Source organism: Pseudomonas sp. MMS21 TM103, assembly GCF_022132145.1.
Lineage (GTDB): Bacteria > Pseudomonadota > Gammaproteobacteria > Pseudomonadales > Pseudomonadaceae > Aquipseudomonas.
Genome location: NZ_JAJISP010000001.1, coordinates 163,148 through 188,838 on the forward strand (window position 1 = coordinate 163,148; position 25,691 = coordinate 188,838).

A 25,691-nucleotide genomic window follows, 5' to 3' on the forward strand; every position below is an offset into this window, starting at 1 on the left:
TTACACCTCATGTGCCAGCCCGCTATACTTGCCGGCTTTTCCGATCAGCCGTCATAAGGGTCCCGCCGCGCATGGACAAGACCTACCAGCCGCACGCCATTGAAACCGCCCTCTACCAGAATTGGGAGGCGAACAACTATTTCGCCCCCCAGGGCTCGGGCCAGCCTTACACCATCATGATCCCGCCGCCGAACGTCACCGGCAGCCTGCACATGGGCCATGGTTTCAATAACTCGATCATGGATGCGCTGATCCGTTTCCGCCGCATGCAGGGCCGCAAGACCCTGTGGCAACCAGGTACCGACCATGCCGGCATCGCCACCCAGATGGTGGTCGAGCGGCAACTGGCCGCAGACGGCATCAGTCGCCACGACCTGGGCCGCGAGAAATTCCTCGAGAAAGTCTGGGAATGGAAGGAAGAATCCGGCGGCAACATCACCCGGCAGATCCGCCGCCTGGGCAGCTCGGTGGACTGGTCGCGCGAGCGCTTCACCATGGACGACGGCCTGTCCGAAGCGGTCAAGGAGGCCTTCGTGCGCCTGCACGAAGACGGCCTGATCTACCGCGGCAAGCGCCTGGTCAACTGGGATACCAAGCTGCACACGGCAATTTCCGACCTGGAAGTGGAAAACCACGACGAGAAAGGCAAGCTGTGGAATCTGCGCTACCCGCTGGCGGACGGCAACACGACGATTGACGGCAAGGACTACCTGATCGTAGCCACCACCCGCCCGGAAACCATGCTCGGCGACAGCGCCGTCGCGGTAAACCCCAACGACGAACGCTACCAGGCCCTGATCGGCACCTTCGTCGAGCTGCCATTGGTTGGCCGACGCATCCCGATTATCGCCGACGATTATTGCGACCCGGCGTTCGGCACCGGCTGCGTGAAAATCACCCCGGCCCATGATTTCAACGACTACGAAGTCGGCAAGCGCCACAACCTGCCGCTGCTCAACATCTTTGACAAGGACGCCGCCGTGCTCGCGACGGCCCAGGTGTTCAATGTCGACGGCAGCGTCAACAGCGAAGTCGATGGCCGCCTGCCCGCCGAATACGCCGGGCTGGATCGTTTTGTCGCGCGCAAACAGATCGTCGCCGCCTTCGAGGCCGCCGGTCTGCTGGAAGGAATCGACGACCATGCGCTGAAAGTGCCAAAAGGCGACCGCTCCGGCACCATCATCGAGCCCTGGCTGACCGACCAGTGGTACGTCTCCACCAAGCCGCTGGCCGAGCCGGCGATCAAAGCGGTGGAAGACGGCGCCATCCAGTTCGTGCCCAAGCAGTACGAGAACATGTATTTCAGCTGGATGCGCGACATCCAGGACTGGTGCATCAGCCGCCAGCTGTGGTGGGGCCACCGCATCCCGGCCTGGTACGACGAGGCCGGTAACGTCTATGTCGGCCGCGACGAGGCCGAGGTACGCACCAAGCACAACCTCGGCGAGATCAAGCTGCGCCAGGACGAAGACGTACTGGACACCTGGTTCAGCTCCGGCCTGTGGACCTTCTCCACCCTCGGCTGGCCGCAGCAGACTGAATTCCTCAAGACCTTCCACCCCACCGATGTACTGGTCACCGGTTTCGACATCATTTTCTTCTGGGTCGCCCGGATGATCATGCTGACCATGCACCTGGTGAAGAACGACGATGGCACGCCGCAAGTGCCGTTCAAGACCGTCTATGTGCATGGCCTGGTGCGCGACGGCCAAGGCCAGAAAATGTCCAAGTCGAAGGGCAACGTGCTCGACCCGCTGGACATCATCGACGGCATCGACCTGGACAGCCTGCTGGTCAAGCGCACCAGCGGCATGATGCAGCCAAAACTGGCAGAGAAGATCGCCAAACAGACCCGCGCCGAATTCCCCGAGGGTATCGCCGCCTACGGCACCGACGCCCTGCGCTTCACCAATCTGGCGCTGGCCTCCACCGGCCGCGACATCAAGTTCGACATGGGTCGGGTCGAGGGTTACCGCAACTTCTGCAACAAGATCTGGAATGCCGCCAACTTCGTCATCGAGAACACCGATGGCCAGGACACTGGTGTCAATGGCGAGCCGGTGGAGCTGTCTTCGGTGGACCGCTGGATCATCTCCGCCCTGCAGCGCACCGAAGCCGAAGTGACCCGCCAGCTCGACGCCTTCCGCTTCGACCTGGCCGCGCAAGCCCTCTACGAATTCATCTGGGACGAGTACTGCGCCTGGTACCTGGAGCTGGTCAAACCGGTGTTGTGGGACGAGAACGCCCCGCTCGAGCGCCAGCGCGGCACCCGCCGCACCCTGGTGCGCGTGCTGGAGGTGGCCTTGCGCCTGGCCCACCCGTTCATGCCATTCATCACCGAAGAAATCTGGCAGCGGATCAAGGTCCAAGCTGGCGTCAGCGGTGAAACCATCATGCTGCAGGCCTGGCCGGTGGCCAACGAGAGCCGCCTCGACGCCGCCGCCGAAGGCGACATCGAGTGGGTCAAGCAGCTGATGCTCGGCCTGCGGCAGATCCGCGGCGAGATGAAAATCTCCATGGCCAAGCGCATCGACATCATCCTGCAGAACGCCAGTGACGAAGATCAACGGCGCCTCGCCGACAACCTGCCGCTGCTGAACAAGCTGGCCAAGCTGGAATCGGTGCGCGTGCTGCAAGCCGGGGAAACGGCACCGATGTCCGCCACCGCCCTGGTTGGCGACATGCAAGTGCTGGTGCCGATGGCCGGGTTGATCGACAAGGACGCCGAGCTGGCGCGTCTGGACAAGGAAATCCAGCGCCTGGAAGGTGAAGTCCAAAGGGTCGGCGGCAAGCTTAACAACCAAGGCTTCGTCGCCAAGGCGCCCGCCGAGGTGCTCGACAAGGAGCGCGCCAAGCTGGCCGAGGCCGAGCAGGCCCTGAGCAAGCTGGCCGAACAGCGCGAGCGCATCGCCAGCCTGTAAGCCATACCCCGGCTGCAAATCCCCAGCCCGCCGTCACCAGACCGCGGGCTTTTGCCTTGCGCCAGCCCGCCGGATTTGTACCCCGCCCATGCGCCAGGATGCGCGGCCTTTGGCGAGCCACTCGGCAGCCAACAGTCCTTTCTTGTCGATCGTCAAGGTGACGCGACATTTAGTCACAATTTACGCCTCCAAGGCTCCCAACGCCTTCCAGTCGCCTGCCTATTGGTGCATTCTGCCGCCCAATATTTTTCTAATCATTTCAAATCTTAAACCTCTGACTGGAAACCTCGCCTATGTATGCCTACATGCTTATGGCCGCGATCTTCGTGCTCGGCTATCTATGCATCGCCTTCGAACACCCACTGAAAATCGACAAAGCCGCCTCGGCGCTGCTCACCGCAGTGCTGGCCTGGACGGTGTTGGTGCTAAGCGCCGACAGCATCCTGCCGCTGATTGAAGCCGGTGCCCACGCGACCAATAATACCGACTTGGTGGTTGGCGAACTGCGTCACCACCTCGGTGAAATCTCCGAGATCCTGTTCTTCCTGATGGGCGCCATGACCATCGTCGAACTGATCGACGCCCACGAAGGTTTCAAGGTCATCACCGACCGCATCCGCACCACCAAACGTGTGCACCTGCTGTGGCTGGTGGGGCTGATCACCTTCTTCCTGTCTGCCGCGCTGGACAACCTGGCCACCACCATCGTCATGATCTCCTTGCTGCGCAAGCTGATCGACGACAAGCACGAGCGCTGGTTCTACGCCGGCATCGTGGTGATCGCCGCCAATGCCGGCGGCGCCTGGTCGCCGATTGGCGACGTGACCACCACCATGCTGTGGATCGGCAACCAGATTACCGCTACCGGCATCATCTATAAGCTCTTCCTGCCGAGCCTGATCTGCCTGCTGGTACCGCTGATCATCATGAGCTTCGTGCTCAAGGGCGATATCAAACTGCCCAAGGTCAAGGAAAGCCGCGAAAGTCGTCGTGACCCGACCACCCCCTTCGAGCGCAACCTGGTGTTCTGCCTCGGCCTCGGCGCCCTGGTATTCGTGCCGGTGTTCAAGACCATCACCCACCTGCCGCCATATATGGGCATCCTGTTCGGCCTCGGCATTCTCTGGGTCACCACCGAAATCATTCACCGCAGCAAGAACAGCGAAGACAAGGACCCGCTCTCGGTGGTCGGGGTACTGCGCCGTATCGACGTCACCAGCGTGCTGTTCTTCCTCGGCATCCTGCTGGCGGTATCCAGCCTGTCCACCGCCGGCCACCTGACCCAGGTCGCGGCTTACCTGAAGGACAGCCTGGGCAACGTCTACACGATTGCCATGTCCATCGGCCTGCTCTCCGCCGTAGTGGACAACGTGCCCATGGTCGCCGGTGCAATGAAGATGTACCCGCTGATCGGCCCCGACGCATTGGCGGCAGCCGGCGGCAACGGTTGGCTGGGCAACTTCGTGGTCAACGGCAACTTCTGGGAAATGCTGGCGTACTGTGCTGGCACCGGCGGTAGCTGCCTGATCATCGGCTCCGCCGCCGGCGTGGCGGCCATGGGCATGGAGAAGATCAACTTCATCTGGTACGTCAAATACATCAGCGGCCTGGCCTTTGCCGGCTATATCGCCGGCGCCCTGAGCTACATCGCCCTGTTCGCCAGCTGACAGCCAACGCCTGACGGATTAAGGTAAGGGGCGCTCACCCTGCAGCGCCCCTTACCTTGCGACAGGAACACTCGGCCCGATGGACGTGAGCAAAACCAAAACCAGTTTCTACCGACGCCTCTATGTGGCCTGGCTGATCGACAGTGGCAGCGCCTGCAGCGTGCCGGCCCTGATGGCCGCCACGGGCATGCCCAGACGCACCGCCCAGGACACCCTGGCCGCACTCGCCGACCTGGATATCGACTGCGTCTTCATCCAACAAGAGGGCGAGCGCAACAACGCCGGGCATTACCTCATTCGCGACTGGGGCGCGATCAATCCACAATGGATCGCGGCCAACCTGGCGCCCATCAAGGCCATACTCGGTTATCCCTGAGCAAGAGGCTCGCCATGCGCAGTTCCCACCGACTGTTAGGCGTAATCGGGTTTCTCCTGGGCCTGTTCCTGCTGTTCGAAGCTCTGGGCATCCGGGCGCAGTTCAGCCTGCAAGCCCTACAAAGTCTGATCCTCATGCATCCGGTTATCGGCCTGCTGCTGTTCATCCTGCTGTTTGCCCTGGGCAACCTGATCCAGATCCCCGGCTGGATCTTCCTCGCCGCCGCGGTGCTGGCGCTCGGGCGGGTCTATGGCGGCATAGCCACCTATCTTGCCGCCATCGCTTCCTGCGTGTTCACCTTCCTGACCATCCGCTATCTGGGCGGCAACGCCCTGCGCGAACTGGATAACCGCCTGGCACAACGCCTACTGGCCGGTCTCGACCGCCATCCACTGGCCAGCATCATCGCCCTGCGCACGCTGTTCCAGACGGTGCCGGCGCTTAACTACACCCTCGCCCTGTCCGGCGTGCCTTTTCGTACCTACCTGCTCGGCACCCTGCTCGGTCTGCCGCTGCCGATCGCGTTGTACTGCCTGTTTTTCGATTACCTGGCGATGTGGCTGCATATCGCCTAGCCGGCAACTGGCTCCACACCCTCGAGCCCACTCTTTTTCAGCACAGCCGCGGCAGCTATGGGAAAATGCCGCGCTCCGCCCCTGCCGATACCGCCAGCATGACATCGCCGACCAAACGCCCCAGCCGTAAACCATCCGCGCCGCGCCCTCCTTTGCCGGCCAGGCCCGATGCCGCCAAGGGCCAGTTGCACCCGCGCAACCGCCACCAGGGTCGCTATGACTTTCCCGCACTGATCAAGGCCAGCCCGGAGCTGGCGGCATTCGTGATCATCAACCCCTACGGCAAGGAGAGCATCGACTTCGCCAACCCGGCGGCGGTCAAGGTGTTCAATCGGGCGCTGCTCAAACAGTTCTACGGCATCAGCCATTGGGATATTCCAGCGGACTACCTGTGCCCGCCGATTCCGGGGCGCGCCGACTATCTGCATTACCTGGCCGATCTGCTGGCGAGCTGCAATGGCGGCGAGATCCCCCGAGGCGCCCAGGTGCGTGCCCTGGATATCGGCGTCGGCGCCAACTGCATCTACCCGCTGCTGGGCAACCGCGAATACGCCTGGAAATTTCTCGGTTCTGACATCGACAGCAATGCCATTGCTGCAGCCAAGGCCATCGTGCAGGCCAATCCGGGGCTCAGAGATGCCATCGAACTGCGCCAGCAGAGCGATGCCGCGCATATTTTCCAGGGCCTGCTGCAGGCCGACGAGCGCTTCGACCTGAGCCTGTGCAACCCGCCGTTCCACGCCAGCGCCGAGGAAGCCAGCAGCGGCAGCAAGCGCAAATGGCGCAACCTGGGCAAGCTCGACCCCAAGCGCAAACTGCCGGTATTGAATTTTGGCGGCCAGGCGGCGGAGTTGTGGTGCCAGGGCGGCGAAGCGGCCTTTGTCGGCCGCTTGATCAAGGAAAGTGCCCAGCATGCCCAGCAGGTGCTGTGGTTCACCAGCCTGATATCCAAGGCGAGCAACCTGGCCGGCGTTTACAGCGCCTTGAAACAAGCCGGCGCGCTCGAAGTGCGTACCGTGGAAATGGCCCAGGGGCAGAAGCAGAGCCGCTTTGTCGCCTGGACTTTTCTGACCGCCGCACAGCAGCAGAGCTGGCGAACAGCCCGCTGGGCGCCAATAGCCCACGGGGCGTAGCGGCGGCTGCAACCTGCTAGGCTCCAGGCGCGCAGCGCTGCAGCTGCTCGAACAGGCTGTCGACCGCCACGGCCAGCAGGCCGATGAGGATGGCGCCCTGCAGAATAAAGGCGGTATTGCCGATGACCAGCCCCGAGATCACTGGATCGCCCAGGGTACTGGCGCCGATGGTGGAGCCGATGGCCGCGGTGGCGATGTTGATCGTCACCGAGGTGCGAATACCGGCCAGGATCACGTTCAAGGCCAACGGCAACTCCACCTGCCAGAGCACCTGCAGCGGCGCCATGCCCATGCCGCGCGCCGCCTCCAGCACCGCCGGATCGATGCCGCGCAAACCCGCCAAACTGTTGCGCAGAATCGGCAGCAGGCCATAGAGCATCAGGGCGAACAGCGTCGGCCCGCTGCCGAAGCCGAGCGCCGGCACCGCCAGGGCCAGCACCGCGACCGGCGGTATGGTCTGGCCGATCGAGGCGACCTGGCTCACCAGCGGCAGAAAATCCGCGCCCCAGCGCCGGGTCACCATGATCGCCGCGCCCACCCCGACCAGGCTGGAGACGCCGGCCGCCAGCGCCACCAGCAGCACATGACTGCCCAGCAGGTCGATGAAGGCGGCGCGGCCGTAGATCACCGTGCGACTGTCCGGCTCGATCAGGCGAAACACTCCTTCCAGTTCGGCCAGCCCCAGTGCCGCCGCCAGCAACAAGGCCAGCCACAGCAGCGGCTGCCAGTCGCCGCGAAGCAACGCGGGCGGGCTCACTGGGGGCGGCTCATCAGCGCATCCAGTTGCAGCACACCAACCTGCAGGCCCTGGGCATCGACCACCGGCAAGCTGCTTCGGCGATGCCAGAGCATCAACGACAGCGCCTGGCGCAGGCTGTCCGTGACCTTGAGCGCGGGACCGGCGGCGGGTATGGCAGCCGTGGCCAGCGCCTGCATCAGGCTATCGACGCGTAACAGCCCGGCCTGCTTCAGGCCACGCTCCTGGCCACCGAGCAGGTTCTCGACGAAGGCATTGGCCGGTTTGGCCAGCAGCGCCTGCGGACTGTCCTGCTGGACGATCCGCCCCTTGTCCATCACCACGATACGGTTGGCCAACTTGAGCGCCTCGTCCATGTCATGGGTGACGAAGACGATGGTTTTGCGCACCTGCTGCTGGATGCGCAACAGCTCGTTCTGCAGGCTTTCACGGGTGATGGGGTCGAGTGCGCCGAAGGGTTCGTCCATCAGCAGAATGTCCGGATCGCCGGCCAACGCCCGCGCCACGCCAACCCGCTGGGCCTGGCCGCCGGACAGCTGGCGGGGGTACTTGTCGGCAAACTCGGCGGGCGCCAGCTCGAGCAGCTGCAGCAGCTCCTCGACCCGCTGCCGGACACGTGCGGTCGGCCAACCGAGCAGGCGCGGCACCACGGCGATGTTGCGCGCCACCGTCCAGTGCGGAAACAGCCCAGTGCTCTGGATCGCATAGCCGATGCCGCGGCGCAGCTGCTGCGGATCGATCTGTTCGATGTCCCGGCCATTGATGCGGATGCTGCCGGCCGAATGCGTGATCAGGCGATTGATCATGCGCAAGGTGGTCGACTTGCCACAGCCCGAGGTACCGACCAGCACGCAGAGTTCGCCGGTTGGCACGGTCAGGGAGATGTCGTCCACCGCCCGGGTCTGGTCAAACAGCTTGCTGACGTTACTCAGCTCGATCATCGACTCACTCCCGAGTAAAAGTGTTCTGCCAACAGACTGAACAGGCTGTCCGCCAGCAGCGCCAGGGCGATGATGGGCAAGGCGCCGAGAATGATCAGGTCCATCGCCGACTGCCCCAGGCCCTGGAAGATAAAGGTGCCAAAACCGCCCGCGCCGATCAGCGCGGCGACCGCCGTCAGGCCGATTGCCTGAATGCTGGTAACCCGCACGCCCTCGATGATCAGCGGCATGGCCAGTGGCAGGCGTACCTGCAGGAACACCTGGGCGGGGCTCATGCCCATGCCGCGGGCGGACTCGATGACCCCGGCCTCGACTTCCTCCAGGGCGACGCAGGTATTGCGCACTATCGGCAGCAGGCTGTAGGCGATCAAGGCCAGCAGCGCCGGCGCCCAGCCGATACCGCGGATATTCAGCTGCTGCAGCAGGGGAAACTGCGCAGACAGGTAACTCAGCGGCGCAATCAGCAGGCCAAACAGTGCCAGGCTGGGAATGGTCTGGATAAAACTCAGCAGGCCGATACTGCCCTTTTGCGCCCCGGGATAACGTTGCAGCAACAGGGCAATGGCACTGCCCAAGAGCACGCTAAGCCCCACCGCCCCGCCGACCAGGCCCAGATGGCTAGACAAGGCCGCGGCAAATTGACTGCGGCGTGACCGGTACTCACGCAACAATGCCAACGGCTCCAGCCAATCCTGCGGGGCCAGCCACCACAGCAGCAGGGCCAGGGCGATGCCGCTGCCGAGCAGCCAGGCACGCGCCAGACGCAGGCGCTGCTGCAGCTCGATCAGCAGCAACCCCAGCAGGAACAGCAGGCTCCAGCAACCCGCGCCTATACCAACCCGCGCATAGGGCATGTCCGCGCCTATATGACGTTCGATGCTCCAGGCCAGGCTCAGGGGTAATTGCAGCACCAGCAGCGACACCAGCAACAGAATCGGCCAGTAGGCCGGATGCTGCGGCCGCAGCGCCAGCAACGCACAGGTCAGCAATGCCCCCGTTAGCGACAATGCCCACGGCAGCCCCACAGCGGCCAGCAGTCCCAGGCCATTGCCCGGGGCGATACGGTTGGGCTGAATACTGACGAAATCCAGGCTCCACAGCAGTGCCAGCGCCATCAGCGCCAGCGCAGCGATGACTCTATTGCCCCGCAGCGACCACCTCATGCCGATATCATTGGCCCAGGCTATCGAGGAACGCTGCCGCCACTTTCGCCGGCTCGGCGCCCTGCACCGCCACCTCGCCATTGAGCCGCTGCAGGGTTTGCAGATCCAGGGCGGCGAAGACCGGCTGGAGCAGCGCGGCAATCTGCGGATAGGCCTCCAGCACATCCGCGCGCACCACCGGCGCTGGCTGATAGACCGGCTGCACGCCGCGGGTGTCTTCCAGCACCTGCAGATCCAGGGCGCTCAATCCGCCATCGGTGCCGTACGTCATGGCCGCATTGACGCCATTGGTCTGCAACGACGCGGCGCGGATGGTCGCCGCGGTATTGCCGCCCGCAAGGATCAGCAGCTGATCGGCTGCAAGTTTGAAGCCGTAGGCCTCCTGGAAAGCCGGAAGCGCCGTTGGCGATTCGACGAACTCGGCGCTGGCGGCGAACTTGAAGTCACCGCCCTCTGCTAGGTAGCGGGCCAGATCATCCAGCGTCTTCAGGCCGTGGGCGCGTGCCAGGTCGCCACGCACGCTCATCGCCCAGGTGTTGTTGGCGTTGGCCGGTTGCAGCCAGACCAGCTGGTTGGCCGCCAGATCCAACTCCTTGACCTTGGCGTACCCCTGCTCGGCGTCTTTCCACAAGCTGCTGTCGGCGCTGTCGAAAAAGAACGCGCCATTGCCGGTGTACTCCGGGTAGATACTGACCTCACCGGCGATCAGCGCATTGCGCACGATATTGGTGGCGCCGAGCTGGGTGCGATCTTCCACCGGCACCCCGCCTCGCTTGAGTGCCTGATAGATCAACTGCCCCAGTACCGCGCCCTCGGTGTCGATCTTGGACGCGACCACCACGTTTGGCTGCGCCTGGGCAGCCCCCATTACGCCCCACAGTGCCAGCAGTGAAAGAACACGACCCAGCTGCTTGCCCAATAAAGACATGGTTTTTCCACCCTGATGGTTGACGATCTGGAACGCTCGACCCGGCAATATGGCCGAGCAGCCCCTTAAGGTTAACTGGCTAGCTGTTTATGACCATAGGCACGCAACATTCACAGAGCAAATCGTCGTCATCGCCGCGTTTTTTAAGCGGCCAGGGCATGCGCCGAATACTGAAGCACTGACCTGCGGGCGATACAGCACAATGCACATTGAGCAAAAATTGGCCAACGTGCCACTATGGCTGCAATGCCAAGCGAGTAGCGCCAATGAATGCAAGACGACTATGCATCAGCCTTTGCCTGCTGCTGTGCCTGAACACTCAGGCCGCCGAACCGCAAGTGCTGAACATCAGCGTCGGCGACTGGCCACCCTATCTGTCTGCCGACCTCAAGCACAACGGCGTGATTGCCCACCTGATCAGCGACCTGTTCGCCGATGAAGGCTATAGCGTCAGCTTCCACTTCCTGCCTTGGCCGCGCGCCTATGCGGCAACGGCCGCTGGCAGATTCGCCGCCAGCGCGATTTGGATGCACAAGAACGAGCGCGAGGCGGATTTCCTCTATAGCGCGCCGATCCTCGATGAACAGTTCGTATTTTTCCACCTGAAAAACTTTCCATTCGATTGGCAGAGCCCCTACGACCTGACCGGCATGACCCTCGGCGGCGGCCTGGGATACAGCTATGGCGCCAAATTCGATGAATTTCTGGACACCGGCAACGTGCGCATGGAACGGGTCTCCAGCGACATGCAGAACTTCGAGAAACTGCTGAAAAATCGCGTGGCGCTCTACCCGCAGGAAATCAACGTCGGCTACGCCGCACTGCACAACCATTTCTCCCCAGCCGACATCGCCAAGATCACCCACCACCGCAAACCGCTGCTCAGCAACTTCAGCTACCTGCTGCTCCCCAGGCGGCTCGAAGGCAGCCAGGAACTGCGCGAGCGATTCAACCGGCGCCTGCAGCAGTATCGCGACAGTGGCCGCTACCAGCAGTATTTTCGCGATCTCCAGCAGGGCAAATACCAACAGACACCCGGCCAGACCCTCGACTCCGAGGCCGATTCAGCCGCGCCCTAAGCCTCGGCCTCGCCTGGGCCGGACCGCGCAGGCGGCGAGTGGCCCTGCGCAAGCGCCATCTGCTCATGCAGCAGATCCGCCAGTGGCAAGGCCACCCCCAGCCGGCTGAGATTCCAGTAATGCCCTTCCAGGGTGCGGTTGACCAGCAGGGTGGCCGGCGCCGGTTGCAGGCTGCCAAGCGCGCCGAATACATCCGGCAACAGCGCCTGCACCTGTTGGTGCAGCGGGGTGGCGGCGAAATCCCAGCGTTTACCGCGCTGCAACAACGGCCCGAGCAATCCATGCAACTGACGATACAGACCATAAGGCGTGGTCGATTGCGGCTGGCGTGTGCCCAGTGCCTGGAAAGCCCGCTCCAGCTGTTCGCCATCGCGCGCCTGCAGCGCCCGGTAGGTTTGCACATAGGCGCCCAGCAACGCGGGCGACAATGCCTGCACGCAGCCGAAGTCATACACCACCAGCTCGCCGCTGGCGGTGTAGGCGAAATTGCCCGGATGCGGATCGGCATGCAGCAACCCCAGCCCGAAGGCCTGGGTACTCAGCCAGCGCACCAGGGTCAGGGCCAGGCGTTCGCGCACCTCGGCACTGGCCTGAGCGACGTCGGCAAAGGGCAAGCCAGGCTCTTCGCTCAATGCCAGTACGCCCGGGCGGCACAGATCTTCCTGCGGCTGCGGCAGGCGCAGCCCCGGCCAATCGGCAAAATACATACGGAACTGCTGCAGGCGGCGCATCTCCGCCGGGTAATCCAGCTCGGCCGCGATCACCGCCGCCAGTTCCTGATAGACCCCCTCCAACTGCTCGGCTGGTGCGCGGAACAAACGCCCCAGCGGCAGCAGACGACGCAGCTGGCGCAAATCCGCCGCGCAGATCTCGGCGATACCGGGGTACTGAATCTTGAGCACCAGCGCCCGCCCATCCAGTGCCACTGCACGATGCACCTGGCCTAGCGAGGCGGCGGCAAACGGCTGCTCCTCGATGCTCTGGAAGAACTGGCTTAAATCATCGCCATAGACCTGCTGCAAATGCCCTTTAAGGGCGCTGAAGGGCAGCGCCGGAACCCGGCTCTGCAGCTTGCCCAGGGCCTGGGCCACCGGTTCGGGGAGCACGTCGTGCCATTGCGAGGCCATCTGCCCAAGCTTGAGCACCGGGCCTTTCATCTCGCCGAGCACAGTGCCCAGTTGCTCGGCCACCGGCTGCCAATCGACAGCCGAGCGCCCCGGGCCAAGTTGTTGCCCCAGCAGCCCGCCACCGATGCGTGTCGCGGTGCCGGCCAGCTTGAAGAAACGCCCGAGCGCGGAGGCCGGGGGTGGAATTACCGGGGGCTTGGCCATGGTCGATGCTCATCAGAACCAACCCTGATCATGCGCCTGCAAGGGCCAGTAACCAACGGGCAAGCCTGTTAGCAAAGATGACAGCGCGGCAATGGCCTGGGCTATCGCGGTTTCCAGAACCGCTGCATTTCCACGAAGAGAAAGGACGCGGTCCAGGTAATCAGCACCAGCCCGGTGAGCGATTCGATGCCGGTCAGAAAGCGCAGATCGCCGTGCGGCTGGATATCGCCAAAACCAAGGGTGGTGAAGGTCGTGAAGGAAAAATACACCGAGTCCATCAAGCTGCCGTTGAAGTTGCCTTCCAGGTAGCCCCAGCCACCGGCGCGGTGCATCAGGTAGTAGGCGAAAGCGAATATCCACACCTCGGCCGCATGCGCCAGCAGAGCGCCGCCGACGCCCAACACGATGCGGAAGCGATGGCGCACCTGGATGCGTGGCAACAGCAGCGTCAGCCGATAGAGAAATTCGTAGTGAATGATGACGGCGACCATCACGATCAGGCTGTTGACTAGAAATACGGCAATCACTGGCAATCCTGCTGTGTAGGGTTTTGATAGGTAGAAGCGCTGCTTCGCTGCACCCACCTCGAGCATAGCCTCAGCAATGAGTCGCGGGTTAGAGCCACTGGCATCTGTGCCGCGACTGGCTGGTGACGCCTCCTGCGGCCTGGGGCCGTCGTGAAGCCTTTACCAGACCAGCATGCTTACCCCCGAGAGCCCTAAAGGCTTGAGGCCAGCGCTGGGCAGGCCCCCCGCCCCGCTGATGCAGCTATATTCATGGCAGTTAACTGACTGTCCAGCAGCACCAACATGGAACAGTTTGTCAGTTTTTCCAGTGAGAGGAACAACCCCATGGAGTTTCTACGCACCCCGGACAGCTGTTTTGCCAATCTGCCGGGCTATGCCTTCGCGCCCCATTATCTGCAGGTGGATGACTGCGAGGGCGGCCAGCTGCGCGTGCACTACCTCGACGAGGGGCCTGCCACTGCCGATCCGGTGCTGCTGATGCACGGCGAACCTTCCTGGAGTTACCTGTATCGCAAGATGATCCCTCTGCTCGTCGCCGCCGGGCATCGGGTGATCGCCCCCGACCTGATAGGTTTTGGCCGATCCGACAAGCCGACTCAACGCCAGGACTACAGCTATCAACGTCACGTTGACTGGATGCAATCGCTACTCGAGCAGCTCGACCTCAAGCGCGTCACCCTGGTCTGCCAGGACTGGGGCGGTCTGATTGGCCTGCGCCTGGTGGCGGAAAACCCGGAACGCTTTGCCCGGGTGGTGGCGGCCAACACCATGCTGCCGACCGGCGACCACAACCCCGGCGAGGCCTTCCGCAACTGGCAGAAATTCTCCCAGGAGGTGCCGGTGTTCCCAGCCGGCGGGGTGATCAAGGGCGGCACCGTGAGCGCCCTGCCCCAGGCGGTGATAGACGCCTACGACGCGCCCTATCCGGACGAGCGCTACAAGGAAGGTGCCCGTCAGTTTCCACTGCTGGTGCCAACCACCCCGGACGATCCGGCCGCAGCGGCCAACCGCGCGGCCTGGGCGGTGCTGGCGAACTGGTCCAAGCCGTTCCTGACCGCCTTCAGCGACAGTGACCCGATCACCGCCGGCGGCGACAAACTGATGCAGAAGCTGATTCCCGGCACCCAGGGCCAGGCCCATACCACCATCGTCGGCGCCGGGCACTTCCTCCAGGAAGACCAGGGCGAACGGCTCGCCGAGGTGGTCCTCGGGTTCATCGCCGCCACGCCCTAACCCGGCCGGCTAGACGGCGAAGCGCCGGTCAAGGGCGCTGTAGCCCATGCCCACGCTCTTGTGCACTTTCAATTGCACAGGAATCCGCTCCTTCATGGCCTCGACGTGGCTGATCACGCCGATCATCTTGCCGCTGGCATTCAGGCTGTCGAGGGCATCCAGGGCGATTTCCAGGGTTTCGCCGTCCAGGGTGCCGAAGCCTTCGTCGAGGAACAGCGAGTCGATGCTGGTCTTGTGGCTGACCAGGTCGGACAGGGCTAACGCCAGGGCCAGGCTGACCAGGAAGCTTTCGCCGCCGGACAGGGTCTTGGTGTCGCGGGCGACATCGGCCTGCCAGGTGTCGATCACCTCCAGTTCCAGTTCGCCGCTGCCACGCCGCGCCAACTGGTAGCGGCCATGCAGGCGTTCGAGCTGCTGGTTGGCCAGGTAGACCAGATGATCGAGGGTCAGACCCTGGGCAAACTTGCGGTACTTGGCGCCGTCGGCCGAGCCGATCAGGCTGTTGAGTTGCTGCCAGAGGTCGTACTCGACCTGCTTGGCGTCGATCTCGGCGAACAGGCTCTGCTGGCCCAGCCGCCGCGCATCGTCACCCTGCAACTGGGCGCGGATTTCGCCCTGGCGCTGGGTCAGGGTTTTCAGCTCGGCAGTCAGCAGCTGCAGGCGTTGTTCAAGCGGTTCGCGCTCAAGCTTGCCGGCCGGATTGGCTTGCAAGGTCGCCACCTGTTGCTCGGCGGCGGTTTTCAGTGCCTGGGCCTCGGCCAGGGATCTGTCCAGGCGCTCCTTGAGCCGGGACAGCGCAGCACGCTGCTGATCGTCCAGCAGCGCGGCCTGGAATGCGCCCTCGTCGCCAAACGGGCTGGCGGCCAGGGCCGCCGCCCACTGCTGCACGTTGACCTGCAGGCCATGTTGATCATCTTTCAGCCGCTGCGCCTGGGTCTGTTGCGTACCGTGCAATTGCTGGTGACGGTTCTGCTCATGGCTTAGCTGCGCCTCGGCTTGCTGCAGCGCGGCCCGCGCATCGGCAACCGCCGGCAGTGCCGGCAGTGCCGGCAGCGGTTCCTGCTGCTCTGCCGCCCAGCGCTGTAGCCAGTTGCCATGCAGTTCGCGGGCTAGGCCGAGGGCATGCTCCAGCTCGCGCTGCTCAGCCTCCAGCTGCTGGCGCCGCTGTTGCGCCTGCTGCCAGCTGTGCCACTCGACTTCGCGTTCGCGCAGCCAGGCGTCACCGTCGGCAGGCAGGCTGTAACCGATCGCGGCCAGCTCTTCGCCGAGGACGCTGTCGCGTTCGCGGCGCTGGCCCTGTAATTGCTCCAGGCGCGCGGCGAGATCCGCCAACTGGGTGTCCTGATGCTGGCGCTGCTGACTGGCCAGGGCCAGCTGTTGCTGCCTGGCGATGCACGCCTGCTCGAGCTGCTGACGAACCGTGCGTGCGCCTTCATGGGCGCACTTCACCTGATCGAGCCGATCCAGGCGGCGCTGGATGGCATCCAGTTCGCCCGCCTGCTGCTGCTCATGCGCGGCCACGGCGACGGCATCGGCCAGCGCGGTGCCGAGCTGTTCGTTCAACTGCTGCCAGCGTTGGTCCTGCTCAGTACGCTCCTGACGGCTGCCTTGCAACTGCTGCCGATGCTGTTCGAGCTGGCTGGTCAAGGTCGCCAGCTCGCTGGCCAGACGTTGACCGCTGCCGGTCAGGGTTTCCAGTTCGGCCTTCTTCGCCAGCAGGGTCTGCTGGGTGGCGGACACGTCCAGCGCCTGGTAGGCGGCAATCGCCGGGTGTTCGTGGGAGCCACACAAGGGGCAGGCTTGGCCCTCCTGCAGTTGCGCACGGTAGGTTTCCAGGGCCTGGATGCGCCGCTCCTGCTCCAGCAATTTTTCCTGGTCGCGCAGCTGTTGCTGCAGATCCTTGTAGCGCGCGCGCAAGGCGAGCACCTCGGCCTCCTTGGCGGTGTGCTGGGCGTGCAACTCGTTCAGCTTGCCGTCCAGCTGCGCCTGCTGTTCGGCCAGTTGCTGGCGAGCGCTGGCCAGCTGCTTGAGCTGGCCCAGCAGGCCGCTGCGCCGGTGCAGCAGCTGCCAGTCCTCGCGCAGGGCGGCTTCGCTGCGCCCGGCCAACAGGTCATCGACCAGCCGCTGCTGCTCGCCTTCCGCCCCTTGCGCTTCAAGCAGGCGCGCCTGCTCGGCGCTCAACTGCGCGGCCTGCTCGAGCAACTGTCGCTGCAGCACCTGCACGGCCTGGGCGGTCTGCTGCTGCTGGCTGCCGAGTTGGTCGATGTCCACGCCCAGCTGCAGGCGCGCCGCAAACTGGCCGCGCCATGCCACCAGCTGCTCACCGAGCCGAGCGTGTGGCGCCTGCTCGGCCAGGCGGGTTTGCAGCTGCTGGCGCTGCGCGGCCAGCTGATCGTAAGCGTGCTGCCGCTCGCCAAGCAGTTGCTGGCTGTATTGGTGAGCCTGCCACAGACACTCGCCGATGCGTTGCGCGGCCTGCTGCTGGGCGACCTGGGTCTGCTGCAAGGCCTGTTCAGCCTGGCCCACGGCCTGCTGCGCCTGCTGCCAGTCGCGATGAATCGGCTGCAGTTTTGCCGCTGGCTCGCTGGCGGCCAGCTGCGCCAGCTGTGCCTGGGCGGCCTGCAATTCGTCCCAGGCACGCTGCTCGGCCAGCGCCGTGCTGTGCTGCTGGCTCTGCGCTTTGGCCAGGTCATCGCGCCATTGGCGTTGGCGTTGCAGTTCGGCCTGCTCGGCATTCAGGCGGGCGTCTTCGGCGCCCAGGCGTTCGGCTTCGAGCTGCAACTGGCTACGCTGCTCGTCACCCAACAACTCGACGCCTGCGGCACGCGCACGCAGCTGGTCGAGCGTGCCTCTGACCTCGCGGGTCTGCTCGAACACCCGCTGGGAAATCTGCCCATAGATATCGGTGCCGGTCAGCTCTTCCAGCAGCTCGGCGCGCTGGTTGGCATTGGCCTCGAGGAAGGCGGCAAAACCGCCCTGGGCCAGCAGCATGGATTTGGTGAAGCGTTCGAAGTCCAGCCCCGTCAGGCGCTCGGTCTCGCGCAGCTTCTCGTTGATCTTGTCGGTGAGGATAGTGCCATCGGCCGCGGCCAGTTCCACCTTGGGCGCCTGCAGCGCGCCGCCGGCCTTGTCGCGGGCGCGGCGCTGGCTCCAGAAGGCGCGGTAACGCGCACCTTTGACCTCGAACTCGACCTCGGCCAGGCAATCGCCGGTGTGCCGGGTCATCAGCTCGTTGGCGCTGGCCGAGACGCTGCTCATGCGCGGCGTGCGGTGGTACAGGGCCAGGCAGATGGCGTCGAGCAAGGTGGTCTTGCCCGCCCCGGTCGGCCCGGTGATGGCGAACAGGCCGTTGTCCTTGAACGGCTCGGCGGTGAAATCGATCCTCCACTCGCCCTTGAGCGAGTTGAGGTTCTTCAGGCGCAGGCTGAGGATCTTCATGTCGGGGTCGATGACCGTCAGAAAAAGGCCATTCTGACATCGTTGGGGGGATTGTGCCGACGACTCATAAGCGGAAAAGTCGCCGGCGCTTGGCCCTGCTGCGAACTACGCAATGATCAGGGCGAAGCGCTGAAGACCTGGCCGGATATACGCATGTAACCCGCACTGACGACAGGGCAGCAAGAGCGTTACGAACTGCTTGCTGGGAGTGTCCAGATGCGCATTGTCAGGTGTTGCATTGTGATCAGCTTTTGCATGCCCACAGAAGCGCAAGGCTTATCAAGGCTAAAGGTGCTAACGGGTTTGCCCCCATCCTCACCTCTTTTCAGGCACCCCTCTGGTCCATTTGACGGTTGCGATCGTTGCGAGATCACCGGCTCCCAGCTAGACATAACAGTAGATGGTGCCGAAAGAGGGTCTTGGCAACCCTCTCATTTCCGGAAAAGCCGAGCCGTGGCGAGGTTTTTGTTATCTGCCGCTGGCAATTCCGAGCAGCGACGCTGGGCGGTTCAAGTATCGATTGAACGCAGGCGTCCTCACCAGATGAACACTTGCCCGCGTCAGCGATCGTGCCAGCTGCAAACGCTGGAGAGCACCGCCGGCGACAACTTGTATATCACTGGATCGATACAGATGTCTGATAAGGAACGGCCGCCCTTCACATCGAGCATCGCTTGGTGGTGGACAGCTGTGGTGATCGTCATCTTGGCTGTTGCCTCCTACATCCTGTTTCGGTTACTGAGTCCTGCGCCCCAGGCGGAGGGGATTCTCTACGGTAGCGGACATATCGAGGGAACGGAGATCCGGGTCAGCGCCGAAACCACCGGGCGTGTGCTCGATAACCGGATGGACGAAGGCCAACCGGTCCAGGCCAACGATCTGCTGGTACGCCTCGATGACCGTGAGCTGAGGATTCGCCAAGCGCTAACCGAAGCCGAACTGACGGCCATCCGCCAGGGGCGCCAGGCCCGGCAGGCACAACTGGATGTCTGGCGCCATCATGCCGATACGGCAGCCTCGGATTACAAGCGTTTCCTGAAACTGCGTCAGACCGGCGTCGCAACGCCTCAGCAGCTGTCCAGCGTCGAAGATCGCCTCAAGGAAGCGCAGGGCCAGGTCAAGTTTCTGCAGGCGCAACTGGCCGAAAGCGATGCCCGGCTACAGGCCGCCGAGCAAAGCCTGCGACTGCTGAAGCTGCAGCTGGAGAAGACCGTCATCAAGGCGCCCGTAGACGGCACCCTGATCGTCAAGGCGATCGAAACGGGAGAACTCGCCACTCCCGGTACCCCGATTGCGATGCTGGTGGACCTGTCGCACCTGCGGCTCAAGGTGTACGTTCCGGAACGGCTTATCGGCAGGGTCCGGCTCGGCAACCAAGCCCGGGTGCGGCTCAACGCCTTCCCCGAACGCTACTTCGAGGCCAGGGTCTCCGCGGTCGATCAGCGTGCCCAGTTCACGCCCCGGGACGTGCATCTGCCGGAGGAACGCGCGCGCATCGTCTTCGGCGTCGAACTCTCGCTGGATAACCCCGAAGGCTTCCTGAAACCCGGCATGCCGGCCGACGCCTGGATACGCTGGTCGTCGGAACAGCCATGGCCGCAACGGCTGGAGGTCCCACGATAGATGGTGACTGAGCTGAGCGCAGAGCGGATCATCGAAGCGCAGGGACTGGGCAGGCGCTTCGGCCACCAGGAGGCGCTGGCGGATATCGATCTGCAGGTGGAGCGTGGCGAAATATTCGGCATCCTGGGTCCCGACGGCGCGGGCAAAACCACCCTGATGCAGCTGCTCGCCGCGATCCTGGACCCCACCGCCGGCCGGTGCCGGGTGCTCGGCTTCGATACTGTGCGGGAGTCCTCCCAGGTAACCGACCGTATCGGTTACATGTCGCAGGGATTCACCCTGTACGACCGCCTGAGCGTCGAGGAAAACCTGGCGTTTTCTGCTCGCATTCGCGGTGTTCCCGATGCGGCTTACCGACTGCGACGCCAACGCCTGCTGCAAATGGCAGGTCTTCACGACGCCGTCGACCGAGAGGCCCGCGTGCTGTCGGGCGGCATGCGCAAAAAGCTGTCCCTGTGCACCAACCTGATTCATGAGCCCGAGTTGTTGTTGCTGGACGAACTCAGCCTCGGCGTCGACCCGTTATCGCGTCAGGAGCTGTGGAAGATGCTTCGCACCTTTCGCGATTCCGGCATGACCATCGTCCTGACGACCCCCTATATGGATGAAGCACAGGCCTGTGACCGGCTGGCCTTTCTGCATCGAGGACACCTGCTGGCGATGGACAGCCCCATGGCCTTGAGCGATCGGGCGCGTGGGCGGGTCTATGAGGTGGTGACAGCCCGTCTGGCTGAGGTACACGCTATTCTCTCCGCAGCCCCCGAAGTCATCAGCGGACAGTGGCTCGCCGATCGCTATCGCTTTCAACTCGACAATGATGATGGCCTGTCGGAAGCGCTGCGCATGAAGCTCCACTATCTGGGCGTCCCGCACCCGACCACGCCCGATCTGGAAAACGCCTTCGTCCAGTTGACGGCCCAGCCGACCGACCGCCTTGCGACAACCGATTCGCTTCACACTGCCTCCGCGCCGGCCGCTCCCGCAACTGCCATTGCCGCCACCGAGATCAGTGTTCGCTTTGGCAATTTTTCCGCCGTGAACCAGGTCTCCTTCCGTATCGCCGCTGGCGAGGTGGTCGGTTGGCTAGGGCCGAACGGGGCCGGCAAGACCACACTCATCCGCGTACTCTGCGGCTTGCAGCGCCCGAGCTCCGGCGAGGCCGAGATCGCCGGCCTGCCATTGGCGACCGCGTCGGCACAGATCAAGGCCCGCATCGGCTACATGTCGCAGCGCTTCTCACTCTATCCCGACCTCAGCGTGATCGAGAACCTGCGCTTTTTCGCCGGAGTGTATGGCCTTTCAGGGCAGCGTCGCCGCGATGCGATCCGCTGGGTCAAACCTCTGGTCGGTATCGACGATCTGGACGTTAGCCGCACCAACGCGCTTTCCGGCGCCATGCGTCAGCGGTTGGCACTGGCCTGCGCCATCATGCACCGGCCCTCGGTACTCTTTCTCGATGAGCCGACGTCGGGTGTCGATCCCATGGCACGCCGCCGTTTCTGGCAGCTGATCCAGTGGCTGGCCCGATCGGGCATGGCGATTCTGGTCACCACCCATTACCTAGAAGAGGCCTACTACTGTCACCGCCTCGGGCTGATGCACAACGGTCGCCTGATCGCCCTGGGTACCCTAGACGAACTACGAAGCGCACTGCAGCCCCCGGACCCAGGGGCACCCATGGACAGCGTTTTCATGGCCTATATCACCCGTCCATCCTCTACTGCCGGGGTGGTCGGATGAATCCCGCCCGCATCCGTGCCGTCATCGGCAAGGAAACGCGGGAAATCCTGCGCGACCCCATCACGCTGGGCGTGGCCCTGCTTATGCCCCTGGTCATGCTGTTTCTATTTGGCTACGCGATATCCCTCGACCTGCGCAGCGCCTCCCTGGGCGTGCTTGACGAGGACTACAGCCCCACCAGCCGAGCATTGATCGAGCACTTCAGCGCCAATGAGTCCTTCCGGCTCAGCCGCTCCCTGGAGTCAGCCCGGGAGGTCGAAGAGGCACTGCAGCGAGGTCAGGTCGATCTGGTGCTGGTGATTCCGGCAGGTCTGAGCAACAAGCTGCTGCGCGGGGAACAGCCGGACGTTCAGGTTCTCATCGACGGCACCTATTCCACCACCGCCCTGCTGGCGGCCGGCTATGCCGAGGCCCTGGTTACCAGTTTCGCCCCCCCCCCTTCCCGGGCGGCACTGAGGCTCGAAACCCGGGTCTGGTACAACCCCTCGTTGAAAAGCGTCAACTACATCGTGCCCGGTCTTTATGCCGTGATTCTGCTGGCCTTCCCACCGCTGTTGACCGCGCTGGGCATAGTACGGGAGAAGGAAACGGGCACCATACAGTCCATTTTCGCCTCGCCGCTGACCTCCAGCGAGTTCATTTTCGGCAAGCTGGTGCCCTACAGCCTGATCGCACTGCTGCAGATGCTCATCGTGGTGGCCTTCGGCTACTTCTGGTTCGGCGTGCCGTTTCAGGGCAGCTTTCTCTTTCTGCTGGCGGCCGGCCTTATCTACGTGCTCTGTACCGTCGGCATCGGACTGCTGGTGTCAACGCTGACCCGAACCCAGTTGACCGCCATGCTGCTGGCCTTGATCGTGACGCTGATGCCGTCCTTCCTGTTTTCCGGTCTGCTGTTTCCGATCTTCACGATGCCGGCGCTGCTACAGCTGTATGCCGCGATCTTCCCAGGGCGTTATTTCGTCGAAATATCCCGCGGCATCGCGCTGAAAGGCACCGGCATCGACATTGTCTGGCTCCAGGTAGCGGTGCTGGCCCTCTACACCCTGGCCGTGTTCCTCCTGGCCAGTCGACGACTGAAGAAAAAGGTGGCCTGATGCGACTCGGCAGCCTGTTGATCAAGGAGCTGATCCAGTTCTTCCGCGACCGGGTCATGCTGCTGCTGATCCTGTGGCTCTACACCGTGGAAGTGGTGATCTGCGCCTACGCATTGGGACTGGATCTTCGACATCTGCCGCTGGCCGTGCTCGATCACGATCGCAGCGCCTACAGCCGCCAGTTGGTCGATGCACTGACCAGTGGTGAGTCCTTCGCGTTCACCGGTTACCCCCGCGACATGAGGCAGGCCGAGGGCTGGCTGCAGGAAGGGCGCACCCGCGCCGTGCTGGTCATTCCCGGCGATTTTGCCGAAGCACTGGTACGCAATGAAACCTCGACCCTCCAGCTGCTGCTGGACGGTAGCGATGCCAATACCGCCGCGACCGCACGCAACTACATCCTGCGGGGGCTCTCGTTGCTGCAGGCCGACGCCGGTCCGAATCCGTCACCGGCCATTCGGCCAGTCATACGCATCTGGTACAACCCGGACCTGACCTACACGCGCTTCATGGTGCTGTCGATGATTGCGCTCGCCGCGCTGATGGTGGGCGTCATTCATCCGGCAGCGACCATCGTGCGCGAAAAAGAACTCGGTACCCTCGAGCAATTGCAGGTCACACCGATCCGAATCGGCGAACTCTTCGTCGCCAAGACGGTACCGACACTGGTGATAGGCACGCTATCGGTGTTTCCGAGCCTGCTGATCGTCCGCTGGTTCGACGTGCCCCTGCGCGGCAGCTTGACGTTGTTCGTACTGCTGACCGCCCTCTTCCTGCTCAGCGCCATCGCCATCGGCGTGCTGGTCGCCGCCGTCTGCCGGACATTGCAGCAGGCGCTGCTGCTGGCGTTCTTCGGTCTGTTTCCGATGATGTTCCTGTCCGGCACCCTGGCCCCGATAGCCAGCATGCCCGCAACACTGCAGTACCTGTCACTGCTCAGTCCCTTGCGCTACTACATGGACGTCATCCTCGGCATCTTTCTCAAGGGCAACGGCCTTGCCGATCTTTGGCCACAGGCACTGGCGCTGGCGGGGATCGGTCTGCTGTTGTTCGCATTGGCGGCGACCGTGTTTCGGCGTCAACAGCCGTGAACACCCACAGCATCACTACACGGCCTGGAGACAGCAGAACTGCCAGTTACCCTGTCAAATCTCCTTCAGGATGCAACGCCGTCGCGAAATGCTGATCTGCAACAGCCTTTGAGCGCATCGCCCCCGTCATGCGAACTACAGAATGGCCAAGGCGCTAGCCCACAACAGGCCGGATATACGCATGCAACCGCGCTGACGACAGGCTGGAAACGCTATTGCTAACCGCTTGTGCGGAGGGTCCATATACGCCTTGTTAGCCGCTTTAGAGCCCGCCAAAATGGATAAACCATGGACGTATATCCCGGCCTTTATGACCTTCATACTCCGACTTTCCTCTGAGCTGCTTCCGGCAACGAAACAGGCTGATCATTGCTGGAATCAATAACAAATTGAACAGCCATTGGCGTGCATCTGTCGACTTGAATACGATTGCTGCAGATGAGCTAATTAGAATAACGCCAATTATTAAAAGGTTGTATCTGATATGCCTGCGCCTGATTAAAGCAAAGCTCTCCCAATCGTAAACCAGCCAATCGTGGGAGAAATTAGCGCATTTAGGGCACTTATGGGTTGGAGGCAGGCTATCTGCGATATAACCACAGCTAGGGCATCTAACTTTCATGGCACTATCCTAATGCTCTCTCTGTAGGCTAACGCCTGAATTAACCGGAGCCGCCAAGCGGTTTCCGGTTGAATTTTTAGGCAGCGGTCTGGCTAGGGCCAACCACCAGGATATAGGAAGCCAGCATTGCCAAGATGAGCCAGCAAGACCAGTACAGCCACCTTTCCCAATGAGTCGGCATGCTACCCGCGGCCCTCTCCAGACGATGCCGGTAGTACATCGCAGCTGCATGCACCGCAAGACCGCCGAGCAAGAGAAGAAGCTTGAACGGCTCCAGCCAGGATTGGAGGAACAGAGCGATGCCGCCTGTGGCAATGCAGGCGCCGATGAGCGACAGCAGCTCCGCGTTCTTCAGTCGGTTGCGAGCATCTTTCATAGGCTGCCTAAGGTCAAAGATCAGGCGCGCCACTTTGCGGCGTCGACTGGAGCGCGTTGTTGGGCGGCACAATGACCACCGAGGGGACGCTCGATCATCATGCCGAGAAAGTCAGCTTGGTGCCCGCCATATTGAGCAAGAACTCCCGGTTCATTTCCTGTTCAATGTGCATCACCGCATTCCTGCCGGTACAGTGCGTGGGCACGATGTAGCGCGGACTGATGTCCTTTAACGCATCGGTGGTCGTGTTGATGATGGAAGCATAGTCGGGGCCAGTGAGATGAAAGCCACCCATCACGACAAAAACCTTCTCGATTCCCGTCACCTCTTGCGCGTACCGAACGGTGTTGATGATTCCGGAATGTGCGCACCCGGACAAAATGACCAGCCCCTGCCCCTTCACATTCGCCACAATCGCTGTGTCATCCTCAATCGAATCATGTTTCGCCTCCCCCTGATCTTCATAGAAGGCGTTTGGCATTCCCCTTTCGAAATCAGATGTCCTTGGTATTTCGCCTAAAAAGAGAATGAATCCATCCGCAAGCAGATGCGGTCCGCTTTTCTCTAGCAACGAAACTCCCATGTCCTTGACTGCCTCACGAGTAAAGGGGGGGAAATTGATTCTAATTTCCTCAGTAAACTTTATGTAGCGAGGATGTCTGAAAGCGGCAGGATGAACTACCAGTTTTATGTCTTTTCTGCCCACCTTTTCAACGAGCTGTCTCATGCCTCCGAAATGGTCAATATGGCCGTGTGAGAGAACGAGGGTCTCAACTTCCTTTAAATCCACATCTAAAGCGTCAACATTGAAGGCTGCCCCGTGTTCCGAAAATCCAAAATCGAAAAGGATACGATGTGTTCTCGCCCCCGTAAAAATGGTCACAAGGGCAGAGAAACCATGTTCGGCTAGGACACTGTTTTTTATTTCAGATCCCTTCACGGGTAAGGCCCGCTTCAGTATTTCTGTGCTGTCTCCGGAAACAAGGTCGATGTAGTTATCTTGAAGCGTCAGGATTTCCACCTTATCTGCTTCATTGACTGAAATCGTCATTGCGCTATCTCCTCATTGTATTTGC

General features: G+C 62.6%; 20 protein-coding genes. 11 read left to right on the forward strand and 9 right to left on the reverse strand.

Annotated elements, in window-relative coordinates; genetic code table 11:
* Positions 1-71: 71 nt before the first annotated feature.
* From LJY18_RS00810 to rlmF, 5 genes are all read left to right on the forward strand, one after another.
* Positions 72-2,921: a valine--tRNA ligase gene (locus LJY18_RS00810; protein ID WP_238039819.1), complete on the forward strand. Its 2,850-nt coding sequence runs from the start codon at positions 72-74 to the stop codon at positions 2,919-2,921.
* Between the two features lie 293 nt (positions 2,922-3,214).
* Positions 3,215-4,588, forward strand: coding sequence for a sodium:proton antiporter NhaD (gene nhaD / locus LJY18_RS00815; protein WP_238039820.1), 1,374 nt, complete (start codon positions 3,215-3,217; stop codon positions 4,586-4,588).
* A gap of 79 nt (positions 4,589-4,667) precedes the next feature.
* Entirely contained in the window at positions 4,668-4,964 is a 297-nt protein-coding gene (locus LJY18_RS00820; RefSeq protein ID WP_238039821.1) for a winged helix-turn-helix domain-containing protein, read from the forward strand.
* A gap of 14 nt (positions 4,965-4,978) precedes the next feature.
* Positions 4,979-5,539, forward strand: coding sequence for a VTT domain-containing protein (locus LJY18_RS00825; protein WP_238039822.1), 561 nt, complete (start codon positions 4,979-4,981; stop codon positions 5,537-5,539).
* A gap of 98 nt (positions 5,540-5,637) precedes the next feature.
* Positions 5,638-6,672 carry a 23S rRNA (adenine(1618)-N(6))-methyltransferase RlmF gene (gene rlmF / locus LJY18_RS00830; RefSeq protein WP_238041086.1) on the forward strand — a complete coding sequence of 345 codons (1,035 nt, stop codon included), beginning with the start codon at positions 5,638-5,640 and terminating at the stop codon, positions 6,670-6,672.
* A gap of 16 nt (positions 6,673-6,688) precedes the next feature.
* On the opposite strand, the gene LJY18_RS00835 is transcribed toward rlmF, so the two are convergent.
* From LJY18_RS00835 to osmF, 4 genes are read right to left on the reverse strand one after another with little or no spacing between them, the layout of a single operon-like run.
* On the reverse strand, positions 6,689-7,429 hold the full coding sequence (locus LJY18_RS00835) for an ABC transporter permease (RefSeq protein ID WP_238039823.1): 741 nt from the start codon (positions 7,427-7,429) through the stop codon (positions 6,689-6,691).
* Positions 7,426-8,370, reverse strand: coding sequence for an ABC transporter ATP-binding protein (locus tag LJY18_RS00840; RefSeq protein WP_238039824.1), 945 nt, complete (start codon positions 8,368-8,370; stop codon positions 7,426-7,428). Before LJY18_RS00840 ends, LJY18_RS00835 begins: the two co-directional genes overlap by 4 nt.
* Positions 8,367-9,533, reverse strand: a complete 1,167-nt coding sequence (locus LJY18_RS00845; protein WP_238039825.1) for an ABC transporter permease — start codon at positions 9,531-9,533, stop codon at positions 8,367-8,369. Before LJY18_RS00845 ends, LJY18_RS00840 begins: the two co-directional genes overlap by 4 nt.
* 7 nt (positions 9,534-9,540) lie before the next feature.
* Positions 9,541-10,461 (reverse strand): glycine betaine ABC transporter substrate-binding protein OsmF, encoded by a 921-nt coding sequence (gene osmF, locus LJY18_RS00850; RefSeq protein ID WP_330872704.1) that lies wholly within the window; start codon positions 10,459-10,461, stop codon positions 9,541-9,543.
* A 266-nt stretch (positions 10,462-10,727) separates the two neighbouring features.
* Here osmF and LJY18_RS00855 point away from each other — a divergent pair, with 266 nt between their 5' ends.
* Positions 10,728-11,540, forward strand: coding sequence for a substrate-binding periplasmic protein (locus tag LJY18_RS00855; protein WP_238039826.1), 813 nt, complete (start codon positions 10,728-10,730; stop codon positions 11,538-11,540).
* On the opposite strand, the gene LJY18_RS00860 is transcribed toward LJY18_RS00855, so the two are convergent.
* Positions 11,537-12,871, reverse strand: a complete 1,335-nt coding sequence (locus tag LJY18_RS00860; protein WP_238039827.1) for an ABC1 kinase family protein — start codon at positions 12,869-12,871, stop codon at positions 11,537-11,539. The genes LJY18_RS00855 and LJY18_RS00860 overlap by 4 nt on opposite strands.
* Positions 12,872-12,972: 101 nt before the next feature.
* Positions 12,973-13,398: a potassium channel family protein gene (locus tag LJY18_RS00865; RefSeq protein WP_238039828.1), complete on the reverse strand. Its 426-nt coding sequence runs from the start codon at positions 13,396-13,398 to the stop codon at positions 12,973-12,975.
* A gap of 324 nt (positions 13,399-13,722) precedes the next feature.
* On the opposite strand from LJY18_RS00865, the gene LJY18_RS00870 reads away from it, so the two are divergent.
* Entirely contained in the window at positions 13,723-14,631 is a 909-nt protein-coding gene (locus LJY18_RS00870) for a haloalkane dehalogenase (RefSeq protein WP_238039829.1), read from the forward strand.
* Between the two features lie 9 nt (positions 14,632-14,640).
* Here the strand turns inward: LJY18_RS00870 and LJY18_RS00875 are convergent, their stop codons facing one another.
* Complete coding sequence (locus tag LJY18_RS00875; RefSeq protein WP_238039830.1) at positions 14,641-18,069, reverse strand: AAA family ATPase; 3,429 nt, start codon at positions 18,067-18,069, stop codon at positions 14,641-14,643.
* A gap of 633 nt (positions 18,070-18,702) precedes the next feature.
* Here LJY18_RS00875 and LJY18_RS00880 point away from each other — a divergent pair.
* Genes LJY18_RS00880 through LJY18_RS00895 form a run of 4 tightly spaced genes read left to right on the forward strand, consistent with a single transcriptional unit; the run spans position 18,703 to position 23,617 of the window.
* Positions 18,703-19,692, forward strand: a complete 990-nt coding sequence (locus tag LJY18_RS00880; protein ID WP_238039831.1) for an HlyD family secretion protein — start codon at positions 18,703-18,705, stop codon at positions 19,690-19,692.
* Positions 19,693-21,432 carry an ATP-binding cassette domain-containing protein gene (locus LJY18_RS00885; RefSeq protein WP_238039832.1) on the forward strand — a complete coding sequence of 580 codons (1,740 nt, stop codon included), beginning with the start codon at positions 19,693-19,695 and terminating at the stop codon, positions 21,430-21,432.
* Positions 21,429-22,526: an ABC transporter permease gene (locus LJY18_RS00890; protein WP_238039834.1), complete on the forward strand. Its 1,098-nt coding sequence runs from the start codon at positions 21,429-21,431 to the stop codon at positions 22,524-22,526. The genes LJY18_RS00885 and LJY18_RS00890 overlap by 4 nt, the downstream gene beginning before the upstream one ends.
* On the forward strand, positions 22,526-23,617 hold the full coding sequence (locus LJY18_RS00895; protein WP_238039836.1) for an ABC transporter permease: 1,092 nt from the start codon (positions 22,526-22,528) through the stop codon (positions 23,615-23,617). Before LJY18_RS00890 ends, LJY18_RS00895 begins: the two co-directional genes overlap by 1 nt.
* Positions 23,618-24,315: 698 nt before the next feature.
* On the opposite strand, the gene LJY18_RS00900 is transcribed toward LJY18_RS00895, so the two are convergent.
* Complete coding sequence (locus tag LJY18_RS00900) at positions 24,316-24,615, reverse strand: hypothetical protein (RefSeq protein WP_238039839.1); 300 nt, start codon at positions 24,613-24,615, stop codon at positions 24,316-24,318.
* Positions 24,616-24,712: 97 nt separating this feature from the next.
* Positions 24,713-25,666 (reverse strand): MBL fold metallo-hydrolase, encoded by a 954-nt coding sequence (locus tag LJY18_RS00905; RefSeq protein WP_238039840.1) that lies wholly within the window; start codon positions 25,664-25,666, stop codon positions 24,713-24,715.
* Positions 25,667-25,691: the final 25 nt, after the last annotated feature.